This window comes from Zhenpiania hominis, assembly GCF_014333425.1.
Taxonomy (GTDB): domain Bacteria; phylum Bacillota; class Clostridia; order Peptostreptococcales; family Anaerovoracaceae; genus Hominibacterium; species Hominibacterium hominis.
On the sequence record NZ_JACRYT010000007.1, the window covers coordinates 1 to 18,074 of the forward strand.

The 18,074-nt window shown below is 47.8% G+C and carries 13 protein-coding genes and 2 pseudogenes; 10 read left to right on the top strand and 5 right to left on the bottom strand.

Annotated features, from left to right (window positions below; translation table 11 throughout):
• Both H9L42_RS08080 and H9L42_RS08085 read right to left on the bottom strand, forming a co-directional pair.
• A pseudogene (locus tag H9L42_RS08080) lies at window positions 1-209 on the bottom strand (hypothetical protein); the annotation flags it as partial.
• Between the two features lie 79 nt (window positions 210-288).
• Complete coding sequence (locus H9L42_RS08085; RefSeq protein ID WP_187302893.1) at window positions 289-1,194, bottom strand: hypothetical protein; 906 nt, start codon at window positions 1,192-1,194, stop codon at window positions 289-291.
• Window positions 1,195-1,406: 212 nt separating this feature from the next.
• On the opposite strand from H9L42_RS08085, the gene H9L42_RS08090 reads away from it, so the two are divergent.
• From H9L42_RS08090 to nrdD, 7 genes and pseudogenes are all read left to right on the top strand, one after another.
• The gene (locus tag H9L42_RS08090; RefSeq protein ID WP_187302894.1) at window positions 1,407-2,090 is read left to right on the top strand and encodes a polyphosphate polymerase domain-containing protein; all 684 of its coding nucleotides are present in this window, start codon (window positions 1,407-1,409) and stop codon (window positions 2,088-2,090) included.
• Between the two features lie 54 nt (window positions 2,091-2,144).
• Window positions 2,145-2,831 (top strand): DUF4956 domain-containing protein, encoded by a 687-nt coding sequence (locus H9L42_RS08095; RefSeq protein ID WP_243235716.1) that lies wholly within the window; start codon window positions 2,145-2,147, stop codon window positions 2,829-2,831.
• 18 nt (window positions 2,832-2,849) lie between these two features.
• A complete protein-coding gene (locus H9L42_RS08100) occupies window positions 2,850-4,268 on the top strand; it encodes a CotH kinase family protein (protein WP_187302895.1) in 1,419 nt (472 codons plus the stop codon).
• 12 nt (window positions 4,269-4,280) lie between these two features.
• Window positions 4,281-6,419: a hypothetical protein gene (locus H9L42_RS08105; RefSeq protein WP_187302896.1), complete on the top strand. Its 2,139-nt coding sequence runs from the start codon at window positions 4,281-4,283 to the stop codon at window positions 6,417-6,419.
• Between the two features lie 2 nt (window positions 6,420-6,421).
• The gene (locus H9L42_RS08110; RefSeq protein ID WP_187302897.1) at window positions 6,422-7,498 is read left to right on the top strand and encodes a HEAT repeat domain-containing protein; all 1,077 of its coding nucleotides are present in this window, start codon (window positions 6,422-6,424) and stop codon (window positions 7,496-7,498) included.
• Between the two features lie 13 nt (window positions 7,499-7,511).
• Window positions 7,512-8,921, top strand: a complete 1,410-nt coding sequence (locus tag H9L42_RS08115) for a glycosyltransferase family 2 protein (RefSeq protein ID WP_187302898.1) — start codon at window positions 7,512-7,514, stop codon at window positions 8,919-8,921.
• Between the two features lie 263 nt (window positions 8,922-9,184).
• A pseudogene (nrdD, locus tag H9L42_RS17450) lies at window positions 9,185-9,337 on the top strand (anaerobic ribonucleoside-triphosphate reductase); the annotation flags it as partial.
• A gap of 84 nt (window positions 9,338-9,421) precedes the next feature.
• Here the strand turns inward: nrdD and H9L42_RS08125 are convergent.
• Window positions 9,422-10,405, bottom strand: a complete 984-nt coding sequence (locus H9L42_RS08125; RefSeq protein WP_187302899.1) for a hypothetical protein — start codon at window positions 10,403-10,405, stop codon at window positions 9,422-9,424.
• A gap of 179 nt (window positions 10,406-10,584) precedes the next feature.
• Here H9L42_RS08125 and H9L42_RS08130 point away from each other — a divergent pair, with 179 nt between their 5' ends.
• The 3 genes from H9L42_RS08130 to H9L42_RS08140 all read left to right on the top strand — a co-directional run bounded on the left by H9L42_RS08130 (window position 10,585) and on the right by H9L42_RS08140 (window position 15,196).
• The gene (locus H9L42_RS08130; RefSeq protein ID WP_187302900.1) at window positions 10,585-11,529 is read left to right on the top strand and encodes a magnesium transporter CorA family protein; all 945 of its coding nucleotides are present in this window, start codon (window positions 10,585-10,587) and stop codon (window positions 11,527-11,529) included.
• Window positions 11,530-11,636: 107 nt separating this feature from the next.
• Complete coding sequence (gene gltX, locus H9L42_RS08135) at window positions 11,637-13,289, top strand: glutamate--tRNA ligase (protein ID WP_187302901.1); 1,653 nt, start codon at window positions 11,637-11,639, stop codon at window positions 13,287-13,289.
• A 221-nt stretch (window positions 13,290-13,510) separates the two neighbouring features.
• Entirely contained in the window at window positions 13,511-15,196 is a 1,686-nt protein-coding gene (locus tag H9L42_RS08140) for an amidohydrolase (RefSeq protein ID WP_187302902.1), read from the top strand.
• Window positions 15,197-15,300: 104 nt separating this feature from the next.
• Here H9L42_RS08140 and H9L42_RS08145 read toward each other — a convergent pair whose 3' ends face one another.
• Window positions 15,301-16,815 carry a C1 family peptidase gene (locus tag H9L42_RS08145; RefSeq protein WP_187302903.1) on the bottom strand — a complete coding sequence of 505 codons (1,515 nt, stop codon included), beginning with the start codon at window positions 16,813-16,815 and terminating at the stop codon, window positions 15,301-15,303.
• Between the two features lie 288 nt (window positions 16,816-17,103).
• Entirely contained in the window at window positions 17,104-17,982 is an 879-nt protein-coding gene (locus H9L42_RS08150; RefSeq protein WP_187302904.1) for a DUF5688 family protein, read from the bottom strand.
• Between the last annotated feature and the right edge of the window lie 92 nt (window positions 17,983-18,074).

The following is an 18,074-nucleotide window of genomic DNA, read 5'->3' on the forward strand; positions in this document are numbered from 1 at the left end:
AGCGGGCTCTCGCAGCGGCTCATTCGCTCGGTGGAACGAATCCTTTTTCCATCGATCGACAGCGTCTGTCCGCTCCAGTCTTCCGGAAGCAGGCTGGTTACCCATTTCGTAAAACATTTCCGCAACGAGTCCGGCTCAATCAGTTTCAGCAGGCATAGAAGCCAGTAATAGCAAGGTACACGGCTGATCCCAATGAGATTCTGTTCCATTCTTGCATTATACACCTGTTTTGCTATTTTTGCATTTTCAAAAATTGATTTCCCTGTTCAAAATCCGGATCCGGGCGGATTATCGCGATAGCGCCAGCTCCCGCACCGGTTCCAGATAATGATAGGCAAATGTCAGTTTCCCATAACCGCTGTCCTTTTGAATCAGCCGCCAGGTTTTTTCCGCTGCCGCAAGTCCCCGATTATAATAAGTATTGTCATTCGTCAAATCATGATCTCCCGGCGGCTGAAATTCCGAAACGCAGATAATCGGTTTTCCGTACTGCCTGCACAGCTTCAGTTCCGTCTCCATATGGCTACGTTCTTTTCCTACATAATAGTTCATAACCGCGATTTCATCGCAGCAATCCCGTACCAGCGCTTCCAAGAATTCCGGATAGTCCTCATCATACCAGTAGGGGATACATAAAGTCAGAGAAAGCCCCCGCGTTTTGGCATGAAGGTAAATCTCTTTCATGCTCCCGCAAAACTCTTCCATCACCTGACGTGGCTGCGTATCCCAGCGGGAAAGAAGATATGGTTCAATATCCGCGACCACTCCTGCTAGCCGCCTGCCGTCCGATACACGCCCGTTATAATCCGCCAGCTCATCGATCCTGCGGCAGGCCTCCCCCATGCCGCTGTCAGTTCCCCATTCAGGAGTGCCGATCAGTCCATAACATTCTATTCCCCGCAACCCCAGATCGGAAATAAAGCCGCCGGCGCTTCCCTCCTCCATCGATTCCGGAAAAGCCTGAAAAACCCGTTCAATCTCCAGCAGCTCCGCAGTCTCCTGCAACTGCTTCTGCTCCTCCTTCTTTTCCGGCAACGTTTCCGACCAGCTGAAAATTCCAGTTCCGGAAAGCATCTTCGCGCCATCTTCCGCCCCGCATCCCCCTGCCAGAACTCCGGTAAAAACAAGCATGCCTGCCCAAAGAAAAACTGCAATTCTGCGTCTGTACTCTCTCCAGCGGATAAAATGCCCCATTTGTGTCCGTTTCCTCCTGTTTTTTTCCTATTGTATCCCAACCGACACCTCCTAACAAGAAAAAAACGCAGTTTGTCCCAGATGGCCGCGTATTTTCTTTTTTCTTTTTCAATATTACGTCAAACTATGTTAAAATATTTGTATATAGGGTATTAATAAATACATTATACGAAAGCAGCGGGGAGTTGAGTTATACGCCGGAGGAAGAGAATATGCAGCAGGTATTCCGCAAGGAAATAAAATATCGGATTTCCATCATCCAGTACGCCCAATTGGAGCGTCAGTTGTCCAGGATCATGAAAAAGGATTCGTTCAGCGGCCCAGACGGTTACCCGGTTCGTTCCCTTTATTTCGACTCTGTCTACAACCAGGATCTTCACGATGTACTGAACGGGCACTATTCCAAGAAAAAAATACGGCTCCGTATCTATTCTCCGAAGGACACAAAAGCGAAGCTGGAACTCAAAGTAAAGCACGGTCTTGATCAGCAGAAATATTCTCTGACGGTTTCCCGCGATCAGGCGCAGGAGCTGGCCCGGGGAAATATTGATTTTCTTGCCGGCTGGAACACGTCTGTCGCCCAGTATATTTATCGGGAAATGCGGATTGGAATCTACCGGCCTGCGGTGCTGATTGAATATGACCGCATCGCATATGTCAGCGCCATCAATAAAATCCGCGTTACCTTCGATACCCATGTGCGGAGCAGCGACTGCAACTTTGACCTGTTTACCAACAATCCGAATTTCACTCCGCTCATGCCCGATGACACGGGCGTTTTGGAGGTCAAATATGATCATTTCCTCCTGAGCTATATTAAGGAAGCCCTCGCCTGCATTGATCAGCTTCCCCAGGCCAACAGCAAATATGTCCTGGGCAGGCTGCGTTGTTACTGACAGACGCTGTCAGGCCGGATCCTACTACAAAATCAGAAAAGGAAGCAGAAAACGATGAAACAATACATTCTTGATAATTTGCAAAACTTTACATATATGAATGATAAAGGACTGAGCGACTTTCTCATCAGTCTGCTAGTGGCGCTGGTCCTGGGTCTTGTCATTTTTCTGGCGTACCGGATCACCTACAGCGGTGTGGCTTACAGCAAACGGTTTAACGTTTCCCTTGTAATGCTCACGCTGATTACAACTATGGTCATGGCCGTAATCAGCAACAACATCGCCTTGTCCCTTGGTATGGTCGGCGCCCTCTCCATTGTACGTTTCCGTACTGCTGTAAAAGATTCCCGCGACACCACCTTCATTTTCTGGTGTATCGGTATTGGGATCTGCTGCGGAGTCGCGCAGTTTGCCCTGGCCGCCATCGGCAGCGCGGTTATCTTTCTTTTCCTGATTATCATGGGACAAATCCACTCTGACGGAAAATATCTGTATGTTATCCGCTGCGGCCGTGCGGACGAAAAGGCAGTGGAATCCATTATGTTTCTCTATTTTCGTACCTTGCAGATGCGCTCCAAGAATATTCACGAAAACGAAGTGGAGTTTATTTATGAACTCAGCGAACGTACGATAAAAAAAGCGCGGAAAAAGAATGAGGACGAAGTGACAGACCGGCTGTTCAAGCTGGATTCTCTGATTGTCGCCAATCTGGTAATGCAGACGGACGACATGACCCGTTAGGACAGCAGAGGTTGTGCGATGAAGAAAAAACTGCTGTGCGTTACCGTGATACTGGCCGCCTGTCTGATTGCCATAATCGCGAACTGGCATGTGGATAATACAAGGGAAAATACGAAAACGCGGGTCCACCAGCATCTGGAGGCGGAAAGCGCGGAGGAACTTCCCGCCTGCTCCCACAAATCATCCCGGATTTGCACCCATCTGCCTCTTGTCTCCATTGATACGAGAGGCAGACAGCTGAGTGAGAAGCGGGAAAGCAAAATTTTCTGTGATATCAGGATCTGGGATGAAGAAGGAAAGCGGCACCATTTGACGGATACACCGGATATTGAAACTGCTTCACAGATTAATATCCGTGGCGCTTCCTCTCGCCATTTTGACAAACACTCCTATCGGCTGGAATTCCGCGAGAATAAAAATCCGGCAGAAAAAAAGAACCTCAGCATCATGGGGATGGAATCAGACTGCGACTGGATTCTGTACGGACCGTGGCTGGACAAATCCCTGCTCCGCAACTATATGATGTATAATCTGTCCGGAGAAATCATGGAATGGGCGCCGGATGTACGCTACTGTGAAGTCTTTCTGAACGGCGAGTATCAGGGTCTTTATGTTATGACCGAATCCATAGAAGTGGACGAAGATCGGCTTCCTCTGCGGGAGTACGATGACCGCCAGACAGAAACCTCCTATCTCATCGAACGGAACCGTGTGGGCAGCACCGATGATCCGATTAACACCTTTGGCGGGCAGGCAGGTTATACAGAGTACGAACTGGGAATTCTTTATCCCAAAGCCCTGGACATGACCGGTGAAACCAGGCGCTGGATTATCGACAATATCAATGAGATGGAAAAGCTCCTCTATTCCTATGACTACGACGAGTGGGATTACGGCTATTACAATTTTCTGGATGTAGATTCTTTCGTCGATTACGCGTTGATTAACGAAGTTTCCGCAAATCTGGATGCCGGCAGCCTGTCCACCTATGCCTACAAGCCTCTGGGTGGAAAGCTGACCATGGGTCCGGTCTGGGATTTCAACAATGCGTTCGGACTTTACGAGATCGATCCGCAGGACTTTTTCATGCAGGACTCCCCCTGGTTCTTTATGCTGTACAAAGACGAAACCTTTGTGAACCGGCTTATTTCTCGCTATCAGTCGCTGCGAAAAACCTGGTTTGATGAGGAATATCTGATGAACTACATTGATGAAACGATCCGCTTTCTTGGTCCTGCCATTGATCGAAATTTTGATAAATGGGGGTATTCCTTTAACCTAGTCTTTTTCGACGATCCCAATCGCGAGCTACGCAGCTACCAGGAAGCGATAGCGCAATTAAAAGATTTTATTGAAGACCGCCTGGAATTCATGGACGAAAACATCGAAGTCCTGCATCAGTACTGTCATGAATCCATGGTAAAATCCTATAATTAATGAGGCTTATTTATGAGAAAGTTTCTGATTCTTTGTGCATGTCTGGTAATCGGCTACATGGGCATTCATTACATTTACTATAATACGACCATCCCGTTCAGCCTTCAGGCCGAAGATACGCTGCGGGTTCAGGCCCGCGCGGACGGAAAAAACCTTTATGTCCAAAAAGATAGCGGCTGGGAAAAGCTCACGATCTGCGGAATGAATCTCGGCTCTGCCATTCCCGGGCATTTTGCCTCGGATTTCGCCATTGATTATGATACGTACATGAACTGGTTTGACCTCATGCAGGAGATGAACGTAAATGTTCTCCGCGTCTATACCATCCAGAGCGATACCTTTTACCACGCCTTTTACGATTACAATGAAGGCAGGAAAAATCCCCTCTACCTGATGCACAGCGTACCGGTCGATGATTACAGCCTCCGCTCTCATCTGGACGCTTTCTCGCCGGAGGTACACGATACCTTTATCAGTGACTGCAAAAAACTGGTCGATATTATTCACGGCCAAAAACGAATACGCTTTAACAGCAATTACGGTTCCGGCACCTACAAGTGGGATATTTCTCCCTATGTGATCGGATATATCCTTGGTTCAGAATGGGATCCGGACTTTATCATTTATACCAATGAAAAACAGGATCACATCACCAGCTACCGCGGAACCTACTTTTCCACAACCAATGGCGCCACGCCTTTTGAGTGCTTCCTCGCGGAAGTGGGAGACGAGGTGATGGAGTATGAGGAAAGTAAGTACAATGCCCAGCGTCTGGTCGCCTTTTCCAACTGGTCGGAAACCGATCCCCTCAGGCACCAGACCTGGGCTGCCTCTGCCATGAATAACCATACCCGACTGGATATTGAGCATATCCTTTTAGAGGATACCGTAAAATCAGGAACCTTTGCCTCTTACCACGTGTACCCTTACTATCCGCCGTTTCTGAATTATGAGACCCGTTTTCTGAAAAATGGAGAAGAAAACTCTTATCGGACCTATCTGAAAGCGCTAAACTGCCATCATCGGGGTAAGCCGGTCGTCATTGCCGAATACGGTCTGCCCACCTCCCGCGGAATCGCGCAGACCGATCAGATCCGCGGACTGGATCAGGGGAATCTCACAGAAGAGGCGCAGGGAAAGGGGCTCCGCATGCTGTTTGAAGATATTATGGAGTCCGGCTGCGCGGGCGGTATGGTGTTTACCTGGCAGGACGAATGGTCAAACCGCACCTGGAATACACTGGCGACTGTTGATACTACCCGCGTCCCGTACTGGAGCGATGTCCAGACCGCTGATCAGATGTTCGGAATTCTCGCTTTTGAACCGGGAAAAACAACAACCCTCTCTTACCCCGACGGGGATCTTTCCGAGTGGAAGGACACAGATCCGATTGCCAAAGCCCGTGGTATGTCCCTTTCCATGATGTACGACGAACGATATCTCTATCTGCGTGTACACAAGGAAAACCTGGAACCGGCTGAGGATACGCTGTATATCCCCCTTGATACAACGCCGAAATCCGGGGCTTACAAGGATACGACTAACCATCTCTCCTACGACAAAGGAGTGGATTTCGTCATCCTCATCGAGGGAAAAAATAAAGCGGATCTCCTTGTCCAGGAATATTACAATACCACTGAAACCCTGTACGGAAAGAACATCCATCAAACCGATCCCTATCTGGATCCACCTGCGCCGGACAGCGGAGAATTTGACGATGCCCGCCAGTTTCTCCAGTACCGCATCCAGCTTTCCAGTCAGGAAACGCTCCCCGCAGAAGTTTTTCCTTCCGGAAAACTGATTCATGGTAACGGGAATCCGGATTCTGAGGATTATAATTCCCTGGCAGATTATTACATCCATGGAGATGATATTGAGCTGCGGATACCATGGGGGCTGCTGAATTTCAGCGATCCCTCCGCAATGAAGATTCACGGCGATTATTATGAACATTACGGTGTGGAAAATCTCTCCATTGACCATCTGAACGTGGCGCTCTGTGTCCGCTCGGAAGGCACGGTCCGAAAAACTGGCTTTCACCGCTTTGCACTGGAAGGTTGGGGAGAAACTCCCACCTGGCACCAGCGCCTCAAAAAATCCTATACCTGGCTACAGGATATCTACGGACGCTGTCTGGAAAAGGAGGACTGATCATGCATGAACTGACAGAAAGCTATACGGCCGTTTTATATCTCTTTATCTTCTTCTGCCTGTGTTTGTGCGTGTATAACCTATATGAAACCGTGCGGCGCTACTCCTGGAAAAAACAATTTCGCCACAAGGTCCAAAAAGAACTGGCGTGTCTGCGGAAAGATTTGGCTCAGATAAAAGCCGACAGACGCGTTACCTTCCGCCTGTCCGGATTCCGCTCCCGAAAATTACTGATCTTTCACGCTGCTTTCTGTATGCTGGCAAAAAACCGGGTGGAAGATGAGTCTCTCCGCGCTCTTGCCTGCGCCCGCATTGAACAGTATATCCGCCTGTGCACCCACCGGCAGATCCTTGTAAAGAATTACCTGATTTATTTAATCGGCTATCACCATACCGAGTCCCCCGCAATCGCTCAGTTCCTCCTTGATTGCCTGGAGATTCCATCTACGCTGACAAGGATGGAGGTCCTGCGGAGTCTCGCGAAGCTGGCGGATATCCATCTGTTCATCCATGCTCTGCAGAAGCTGGATACCTTTGAGGCGCCTGTGAACACGAAACTGATTTCCGACACACTTTCGGATTTTGAAGGTTCCCACACAGAGCTTTCCAAAGCGCTGCTTTTGCTGCTGGATTCCTGCAGCAACGATATCAAGCTGGGAATCATCACCTTTTTCTATTCCAATGACGCCCCTGCTGTGCGGGACAAGCTGTTGCAGATGTTTTCCGATCAGACTTCCCATAAGGAGGTCCGCCTGCGACTCATGCGGTACTTTGGAACGGTTCCCGATTCCCGGGCCCGCCCGATACTGATCCGCTTCGCTCTGTCGGACACATGGGAATACGCTGCGATTTCCGCAGGGGCGCTGCGGAGTTATCCCGGAGACGAAACAGCCGCAGCTCTCAAGCAACGTCTGAATGACAGCAACTGGCATGTGCGATACAACTGCGCGCAGACCCTGGCGCAGATCTGCACCCGCGGGGAACTGGAAGATGTCCTGGAAAGTCCTGACCTCTACGCCAGAGAAATCATGAATTACGCGCTGAACCGAAAAGAAACCGTAACTAGGGAACATTCTTAAAGGAGATAAAACAATGCTTCGGACTATTGTGGAATTTATAAATGTCTTTTTCTTTCTCTACATGCTACTGTACGCGGGATTTTTATTTGTCTCGACAATCGCTGGCGCGCTGGCTCTTGAAAAAAAGTCCAGAAAGAAAACCTTTCTCTCTGAATTCACTCTGTCGGACGCTTCCGGGTATGTGCCGGTATCCATCATCGTCCCCGCTTACAATGAATCCCTGACCATCCTTGATACCATCCGTTCTCTGGAAAAAATCGATTACCTGGAATACGAGATCATTATTGTTGATGACGGTTCAAAAGACGATACTGCCCGTGCCGTAATCAATCAGTTTGAGCTAGTGGAAATAAAACGCCCGATTCGGCGCCAGGTTCCCTGCAAGGATGTCCTCTCTATATGGGAAACCGTCCGCCAGGGTATTCCGATCACGCTAATCTGCAAGGAAAACGGTGGAAAAGCCGACGCGCTGAACATGGGTATCAACGCTTCCAGATACGCGTATTTTCTGGAAATTGACGCGGATTCTGTCCTGCAGAAAGATGCGCTGAAAAATCTGATGGAGCCTATACTGGAGGATGAGAGAGTGATTGCCTGCGGCGGCATGATCCAGATCGCCAATCAGGCGGTTATTGAAGATGGAGAAGTCAAACATCTGGCGTTTCCCAAAAAAAAGCTGGTACTACTCCAGATGCTGGAATACAGTCGATCCTTTCTCGGCTCCAGGCTGTTCTTCAACGGATTCAGTGGAAATATGATCATTTCCGGAGCCTGTGGACTGTTCCAGAAAAGTCTGGTTATTGCCTGTGGCGGATATGATACCTCCATTGTCGGAGAAGACATGGAGCTGGTTGTAAAGCTACATCATTTCTGCAAGTGTCACAGGATTCCCTACAAAATCATAAATGTCGCGGACGGAAACTGCTGGACCCAGGTGCCGGAATCCGTTGGAGATCTGAAAAAGCAGCGCCGCAGGTGGCATATGGGTCTGATACAGAGTATCACCCTGCACCATGACATTATCTTCAATCCCACCTACGGCGTCATCAGCATGGTTTCCATGACCTATTATCTGATTGTCGAGTGTCTTGGTCCTCTGATCGAAATCATCGGGCTTCTGAATATCATCGCGGCAATCTTTCTGGAAATGATTTATCTGGATTTTATGATCTGGTATTTTGTATTGTTTATTATTTTCAGCGCTCTGGTGACAAGTGCCTCGTTCCTCTCCCGGATCTATCTCCTCGACACGGAGATCACTGCCTCCCAGATCGGAAAAGCTTTTCTGTTTGCTTTTCTGGAAGCCTTCGGATTCCGCCAGCTGATCACGCTGTTTCGTCTCAGCGCCTTTATCCAGTACCGGAAATACAAAGACTACTGGGGAGATATTACAAGGCAGAAACACAACCGCAGAGTGTTTTAAACCAATCTGTGGTTGAATATCGAGACCCGCAATCCGAAAAGAAAGAAGTTTACATACTGTTTAAAAGTCCCAATTCAGGGAATATAAATAAAAGAACTCGAATATTATTGGAGGTGAATCTTTTGAACGTAGAAATTACAGGAAACGCAGATCCAAAAGAAGCTCAGGCTTACGTGGATTATCTGGAAGAAAAATACGGAAGAAAGCTGGAGAGTCTGGATATTCAGTTAGACGGAGAGTACGCGGATCTGAACTATAAATTCTCCCATGTACCATTTGAACGCATCCGCAGAATTACCGGCTATCTGGTAGGTACCATGGATCATTGGAATGACGCTAAGACTGCCGAGGAACGGGACCGTGTAAAACACTCCCTGGATGGGGCAGACAGTCCCGCGGATCTGGAACAGCTGTAGGTCTTTCACTTTTGAAAATAAAAATGTGTACAAAACAGGAACCCTGTAAATTGTACACATTTTTCATTTTATGGGAATTCGAGCTTAAATCAAATAGGACAGCAGTTCCAGCTCAACATCCCCATCAAAGTCTTCAGGAACCACATCCACCACGCACAAAAGCCGGTCCGAATCCTCAGAAGCCGGGAACAGCAGCAGACCCCGAGCCGGGTCCTCCCCATAAGCCGGAGAGTCCAGATAATCTTTTGTATAAAAATTAAGCTGCAGCTGCGGTTCGGTCGAATATTCCACCAGAAGCAGCCGTTCATCACGTCTGCATATTTCTTCCAGCTCTGAGAAATCTTCATTCAGGCAGGCCGCGTCCGTCCAGATGTTATGGGGATATACACCGTAAATTTTTACCGTAATCTCCTCTCCCTGGCGGCCTTTTATGGAAAACTCTTTTGGCACGTCATAATGTCCGCAGCTGCATTCTAAGACTTTTCCAACCAGCACTTCCTCCGCAGGTTCTTGTATTTCCACTTCCATTGAGAGAATGTCCACGTCCCACTCCACCTCAAACATTTCCGGTTCTACCTCGTATTCGGTGATCACCAGGGATTCCACATCTCTGTCCAGCCATTCATCATCAATAATCCCTTCCTCCGCAAACTCTTTCAGCATTAGAATTTCTTCATATGGCTGCTCTTCTAATCCGATCTGATACATTGCCAGCGTTTCATACCGGTTTCCGCCGATGATAAAAGCGTCAATATCGGAAATCGAAATTTCTTCACTTTCCTCCATGGATTCAATCAGCTGCTGGCGGTTCGTCTGTTCCCGCTCTTCTTCCTCACCCCAGTCGTCATCTTCGCTCCACCTCCCGCGCAGAGCTGTGTCTTCCGCAAATTCATCGTCCTCATGGAGAATGAGCAGCCGCACAGCCATTTCCAGCTCTCCATCTTCTACTGTCTCTACCTCCTGCAGCGCAAGGATAAGCGCCTCTTTGTCCATTACTTCTATTTCCCTACCGATCAGCCGTTCTCTGCTCACCTGCTGCCGACTGTCGAGCAATTCTCCTAATCTCATAAAACTCCTCCTTTGTTGTTCTACTTACTATTAGTATAGCCCACCTTTCCCCGGAAAGGAAGTCCTAATTATGACGGGAAATGCGATAATAGGAGAAACCGAAAGAAATTATTCGGAAAAATTGACGCAGGCTTTTTTATCGGTTAAACTGGTAACGGTTAAAAGAGGAGGTGAGAAATATGCTGACAATCTATAAGACACACAGCGGAGTTTTTTCGGAAACAAAGGAATTTGAAGATGGCGTCTGGATCGATCTGGCCCACCCGTCTATGGAAGAAATCCATCTGATCGCGGAAAAGTACCAGATTGACGCCGATGATATCATCGCCATTTTAGACGATGAGGAAACTTCCCGAGTCGAGCAGCAGACCGGCTACACTTTCATCCTGGTCGATATTCCCAGTGAGGAAATCCGGCATGAGCGGATCGCCTATACGACAATCCCTCTGGGCGTATTTCTCACGGATAAAGCAATCATTACCGTCTGCGCGGATGAAAGCGATATTTTTTCCTCGTTTGTCCGGAGAACCACCCAGTCCTTCAGCACGAAAAAACAAACCCGTTTCGTCTATCAGCTGCTTTACGCAGTCGCTATTGAATACCAGCGTCTGCTGCGTTATATCGACCGGAGCAGACAGGAAATTGAAAACAGAGCCATCAACAATCAGGCGCGGGATACGGACTTAATTGATCTTCACGAGCTGGAATCCAACTTGGTATACTTTACCGCGTCGTTAAAATCCAATATGCTGGTTATTGACCGTCTGGTGCGTTATGAACGGATCAAGCAGTATTCGGAAGACAAGGAGCTTCTCGACGATGTGGTCATCGAAAACAAACAGGCTGTGGAGATGACCGATATTTATATCAACATCATACACGGTTCCCGGGAACTGATCTCCAATATCATCAACGACAAGCTGAACCGCGTCATGAAGCTGCTGACAGCCGTTACGCTGGTCATGGGTATTCCCACGATTATTTCCGGGCTCTACGGCATGAATGTGGACGGACGCTGGATGCCTCTGTCCCAGATACAGCACGGCTTTGGAATCATTTGCGGCGGAATCACGGTTATCTGCGTCCTGGTCCTGCTGATTATGAAAAAAAGAAAGCTGCTGTAAAGTCCGGGCAGGATGGCGGTTTCACGCCCTGAGCCTTGCAGTACGCGGGGTTTCATCGTATAATAAAGTATTGCTAATACCAGTCAGATTAAGAAAGGAAGTTTGCCATGGATTATAATAAACTGGCGGAGCTCTTATTTCCGCGAATTACCAAAACCCCCGAGGATTATGAAACCATTTATCCTCCGCGCAGCCTGCCGGAAGGCGCGAAAGTAACCAGGCTGGGGCCAAGCCCGACCGGCTTTATTCATCTTGGAAATCTTTACGGCGCGTTTGTAGACGAACGCCTCGCCCACCAAAGCGGCGGCATCTTTTACCTTCGTATTGAGGATACCGACGACAAGCGGTATGTAGAAGGCGCGGTGGAAACCATTATAACTTCTCTGGATTTTTTCGGCATTGATTTTGATGAAGGCGCGACTGTCGACGGTTCTGTCGGCGAGTACGGTCCTTACCATCAAAGTGAACGGGGCGAAATTTATCAGTGCTATGTAAAAGAACTCATAAAAAAGGGCCAGGCCTACCCCTGCTTTCTGAGTGAAGAGGAAATCGCAAAAATCCGGGAAAAACAGGAGCAGGAAAAACAGAATCCGGGAATTTACGGAGAATACGCGGCCTGCCGGAATTTATCGCTCGAGGAAATTCAGTCCCGCATTGACGCCGGACAGAGTTATGTAATCCGTCTGCGGTCCGATGGAAACCAGGATCCGGAAAAAGCCCGGACAATTTCTGTGGAAGACGGAATCCGCGGCACGCTTTCCATGCCGGAAAATTATCAGGACGTTGTTATCCTGAAAGCAACGGGGATCCCCACTTACCACTTTGCTCATGTGGTAGACGATCATCTCATGCGCACGACGCATGTAATCCGCGGCGAAGAATGGATCTCTTCCCTGCCGATTCATGTGGAGCTTTTTGAAAAGCTGGGATTTGAAATGCCCGTATTCTGCCATACCGCGCAGCTCATGAAGCTGGACAATGGAAATAAACGCAAGCTGTCAAAGAGAAAAGACCCGGAACTGTCTCTCGACTATTATCGCCAGGAAGGATATCTGCCGGAGGCGGTGCGGGAATATCTGCTGACCATCCTCAATTCTAATTACGAGGAATGGCGGCAGGCCAATCCGGACACCCCAGCGGTCGACTTCCCGTTCCAGGCGGAAAAGATGAGCAACTCCGGCGCCCTCTTTGATTTAGATAAACTCAACGATGTATCAAAAGACGTTCTGGTAAAGCTTCCCGCTTCGCGGCTCTGCCAGTTTATGAAAACCTGGGCCGCTGAATTTCAGCCGGAAATCCTTCCTCTGTTTGAAGGGCATGAGGATTATATTGAAAAAATTCTCGATCTGGGAAGAAGCGGCAAGAAGCCAAGAAAAGATCTTGTATACGGGAAACAGATTTTCGAATTCATCCGCTACTTCTTTGACGATTATTTCCGTATCGAAGACGCTTACCCGGAAAACGCCGCTCAGGACGCGAAAACAATTCTTGCCAAATATCTGGAAACCTATGATCACAGCGACGATCAGGGTCAGTGGTTTGACAAAATCCGCGCCATTGCGGAAGAACTAGGCTACGCCGCCAGACCCAAGGATTATAAGAAAAATCCGGATCAATACAAGGGCCATGTAGGCGATGTCAGCACTGTCATTCGCATCGCGGTTATGGGCCGCAGCCAGTCTCCGGATGTCTGGGAAATCCAGCAGATTCTCGGTGAAGAACGGACTAAGGCAAGAATTCAGGCACGGATTGACGCCTAAGCACACTCAAAAGAACGCCCTGCCCGGATAAACTCCTCTCCGGGTAAGGGCGTTTTTATAAAGATATGCCGATAAATTCAAACTATTCTGTTATAAAAAAATGCTATTATGCCCTGCTCTAAAAAAACATTATAATAATTATAATATTCTTATATCTACCCACCGCTTTAACCAGCACAAAAAGACAGTATCATTTTACAGAAAGGAGCACAGGTGACAGCATGATTGCAGAACTTTACATTTACGGAGGAACGATTTATACGATGGAAGAGGATTTTCCTACAGTTGAAGCCGTTGCCATCAGTGGGGACCGTATTATTTACGCCGGCTCCCATACACCGGATTCGAAATATATCGGCCCCTCAACCCGAATACTGCATCTGGAGGGGAAATCCATGTATCCGGGATTTGTAGAATCTCATGTTCACATCCCCGGCAACGCTTATAATGTCTTATATAATTTAGATCTTTCCGCTGCCGGTACTGTAGATGAGATTCTGGAGGCGGTTCGCCATTTTATTGAAGCCAATCCGGACAAGAAGGAATATTTCGGCAGGGGATTTAACGGGTCTCTCTTTCCCGGTGAAGAAAAATCTCTTGGCCCGAAGAAGGAACGTCTTGATGAAATCTGTAGGGACAAACCCATTGCGCTCTCTGATTTTGGCGGTCATATCCGCTGGCTGAACAGCGAAGCTTTTCGGAAATATGGAATTACTGCCGATACAGAAGTGGAAGGCGGAGTGATTGAAACAGATCCCCGTACCGGACAACTTTGGGGGACAATCAAAGAAGAAGCCCGTTTTCTAGTCCCAGACCCTTCTTTTACCCATGAAGAAAAAAAGAAGGCCTTCCTCTTCATGCAGTCTCTTCTCAACAAATTTGGCTATACAACTATTATGGGACTCCGCGCTTCTGCCAGCCCTGATCCCCTCCCTATGTATCCAGTGATCGCGGATCTGGAGAAGAAGGGAAAACTAACAATGAACATTGCGGGAAGCCGGGAAATTAAAGTAGGTTATGATACAGACTCGCAAATCAAAGATCTTCTGAAGCAGAAAGAAACCTACGACAGCAATTTGCTCAACATCCACATCGCAAAATTTTTTGTTGATGGAACAGTAGAGGCCGCTACCGCTTATCTGCTTTCCCCGTACGAACCCGCGGCAAAGCAGAACCCCGGCTATACCGGAGAAGTTCTCTGGGATCGTGGCGCGCTGACCTATGCCATGAAAGAAGCAATGCGCCACGGGCTTGATATTCATGTACACGCAATCGGCGATGGCGCTGTCCGTTTTGCGGTGGACGCTCTCGAAGAAGCGCAGGCAGTCTCTCAGGCGGACCCGCGAAATACCATTACACATCTGCAGCTTGTTTCTGAGAAGGATAAAAAAAGAATGGCAGACGCGAGGATTATCGGTTGTGTAAATCCATATTGGCAGTATAAAGACAAAAATCTTTATGACACCGTTGAACTCCCCTTCCTCGGAAAGGATAGAGCAGAAAGCGAATATCCTCTGGCTTCTCTCTTGAAAGCGGGGATGATCCTAACAACTGCCGCAGATCACCCGATCACGCCGGAACCCAATCCATTTTACGCAATACAAGCCGGAGTTACAAGGAATTTTAACAATCCGCATGATATTAAAAAATATGGAATGACTGATATCAATGACCCGGCTGGGCTTTTAGGAAAAGAAGAACGTGTTTCTGTCCATGAAATGCTCAAAACTCTGACCATCAATGGAGCCTACGCACTGCGCATGGAAGACCAAATAGGCAGTATCCGGCCGGGGAAATACGCGGATCTGATCATTACAGAGCAGGATCTTTACAAGCAGGATCCCCTCTGTCTATGTGAAAACAGGGTGCTGAAAGTAATTTTTCACGGAAGAGAACTTCCCCTTTAAAAGTTGATTCTCAAGATGTCACAGGGACAGCCGAATCCGTACTTCCCGATTCGGCTGCCTCTCATAATTATGGGGCCTCAAATAAGAAAAGGCCTACTTTGGTTTTACAATCCAACCATCTCCGCCGCTTCTGTAAAGCCTTTAATCCTCAGACAAGCCCCATATTCATACAGATCCTCCCATTTGGCGTCCTCCCCTGAAGGCGCTTTCATAAAACTCTGGCGCGGCGAGACTTCGGCGTGATATACCGCTCCGCCGGTATCCATTTCCGTCTCCGTTCCTATTGTCCCGTTATCGCCCGCGTCGGTTACCGTTATGACGATCGAAAACCGCGTTCCCTGAGACAGAACCAGTTCCTCCGGCAGTTCCTTTGTTATAAATCCGGCAAAGGCGACAGTGCCGGCTGCCGATTCCTCCAGCATCGGAGTTCCACTTTCCGGATCGCTTTTATCTTTCAAATCTTTATAAATCTGAACGCTGTATTTCATCCCCGGAGTATAGGTCACAAGCCCCACGGCCTTTAGGATTTCGTCCCGGCCGGAAGACTCTCCTTTTACCTCATACACATTGGCAAATTTCCCTCCGTTTTCAATCCCCGCCAGATAGCTTGGATAGATGTTCCCATCGTACTGATAATTGTGGTCATAGGTATCTGCCGGCTGAAATTCGTAGGCAATCAGGTCGCACAGACTTTTATCCTCATAAGAAAGATAAAAATAGCCCGCTTTATGGTATCCGGTTCCCCAGGAATTCTTGACGATCCACGCTCCGTCCTGTTGCGGCCTGGTTCCGTCTTTAAACTTGTCCCTGCTGTACGTATCATCCCACCCGACAATACAGACTTCATGATTTGCGATTTCCGGCACATCACAGTAACTTGCTTCCATATGTTCGCTCTCAAAATAAAAAGGATCGGTATATAGCGCCGCGTTCAGGCTACCGTATTTGAGAATCATCCGTTTGATCGTTTCCCTTTCGCTGTCAGCAGGCAGCATGAATCCATTTTTCAGAGTGTAGGAATTCTGCCATGCTTTTTCCTGGGGCACAAAACGGCCTGTCCCGCCTGCCGTCAGGTCTTTCATGGACAACACGCTTTCGCGCGCCGCGCCTGTCCACCCCGCAAGCGCCAGTAGCGTCTTTTTATCATCGCCGCCCATATTCAGATAATCTTCCTTCCTATCCGAAATCACCCTGTCCCCTTGGGTATTGCCTAGAGGATCTGACGGCCGATTATAAATAAAATGCGCCAGATGCGCTTCCGATAAATCAATCTTCCTTTTTCCATAATTCTTAAGCACCGAAGTTTCCGCGCAGGAGATCGCGGCCATAGCCCAGCAGATCCCGTAGTTCTCCTGATCCTTAACAGATGTTACCAGTCCCTCATCTTTCGAATGATACCTGGGAGGCAGCGCTCTCCGACCGGAAGCTTCATCCGGCTGCTGCACATCCAGTTCTGTTCTGGGCAAAGGTTCTTCTACCAGCGGATTGGGCTCTGCCTGGATGGTTTCCGGTACTGTAATTTCACTTTCTTCAAGCGCGAAAGAATCGGCGCTTCCCGCAGGGAGCATTGCCGCCAGTACAATAACGGTCATGAGTATCGCTCGTAAATATTGTTTCATCGTAAATCCCTTCCCTCTTTTCCTTTGTGTCATATTCCCCTGTGGGGAAACGCGGAGCGCAGCTTCCGCCGCGCTCCTTTTCATTATGAACATTTCTAGTTGTAGCAGTTACAGAAGATAATCACAAGCAGCAAGAAGAAAAATAATAAGCTGGTATCAATACCTTCTCCATGGAGAAGTCCGCAGTTGTTACCCATTTATTTCACCTACTTTTCTTAATTTTTCATTTCTGTATAGACTATGGTTTTCAGAATCAAAACGTTCCTGCCTGTAAAAAAGATTCTTTTGTTATATGTCCATTTCTTCCTTTGTGCAATAAGACGCCGCCATGGAAAAACAATCTTTTTTCACGCTGTAATGGTAAATCGTGTTGGAAAGAATCTCGTTTTCCGCGCAACAAGTGCGATTGCCCTCTTCCAACATAAGAATTAATTTCTTCGGGTCAAGCGTACCCTCCGGTATCGCCATCACTTCATGAATGGAACTGGGAATCAAATAAAAGTCCCCTCCTATTTTTTCTGCCAGAGCTTTTACCGCATCCTTGTACATCATCGTAGTCGCGCCGTGCACCTTGGCCTCATTGGTCATCACGTAAAGAAATTCCGAAAGTTTGAAAATCTCTACAGGAAACATCTTTCCTGTATTTATATATGCGATCTGCTCCAGTTCTTCCTGGCTCATTCCCATATCCTTTAGCATTTCGTATGTAATAAGAACCGTCGCCATTCCGTTATCTTCTCTGGCCATAATAATCCGATAAACAATCGATAAGTCCAAAACATCCTTGTGCGGGACGTGCTCCAATAAAGCCCTGTTCTTCTCCGTGTTAATCAGATTCATAACAATGGCGTCCTTTTTCTGCTTAAAATCCAGATCCACCTCACTGGGTTTAAAACGCCCGGTATAATGAATCACCATTGCCGCCATCAAACGAAGCACCACATCCAGATCTTCTACTTTTTGAAATTCCTCATACATTTCATCCAGATAAATATTGGGCATAGCCGTAAGTTCACCTGATTTTTCCGGCATCATAATCAGCGCCTCTTTTTCCTCGTTTACCTTCCGCACTGTGTTGATTTTTACTTTATAACTGCTGAAAATCGGCGGCAGGAAATCTTTTATCCGTTCTGAAACAACCTCTCGAAAAACCTCATAATCCATCATGTCTCTACCTCTCTATTTTGGAAATATCTTACATTCACAAGATACACCATTTTCCATAATTTGTCAATTATTTTTTTGAAAAATTTTCCATC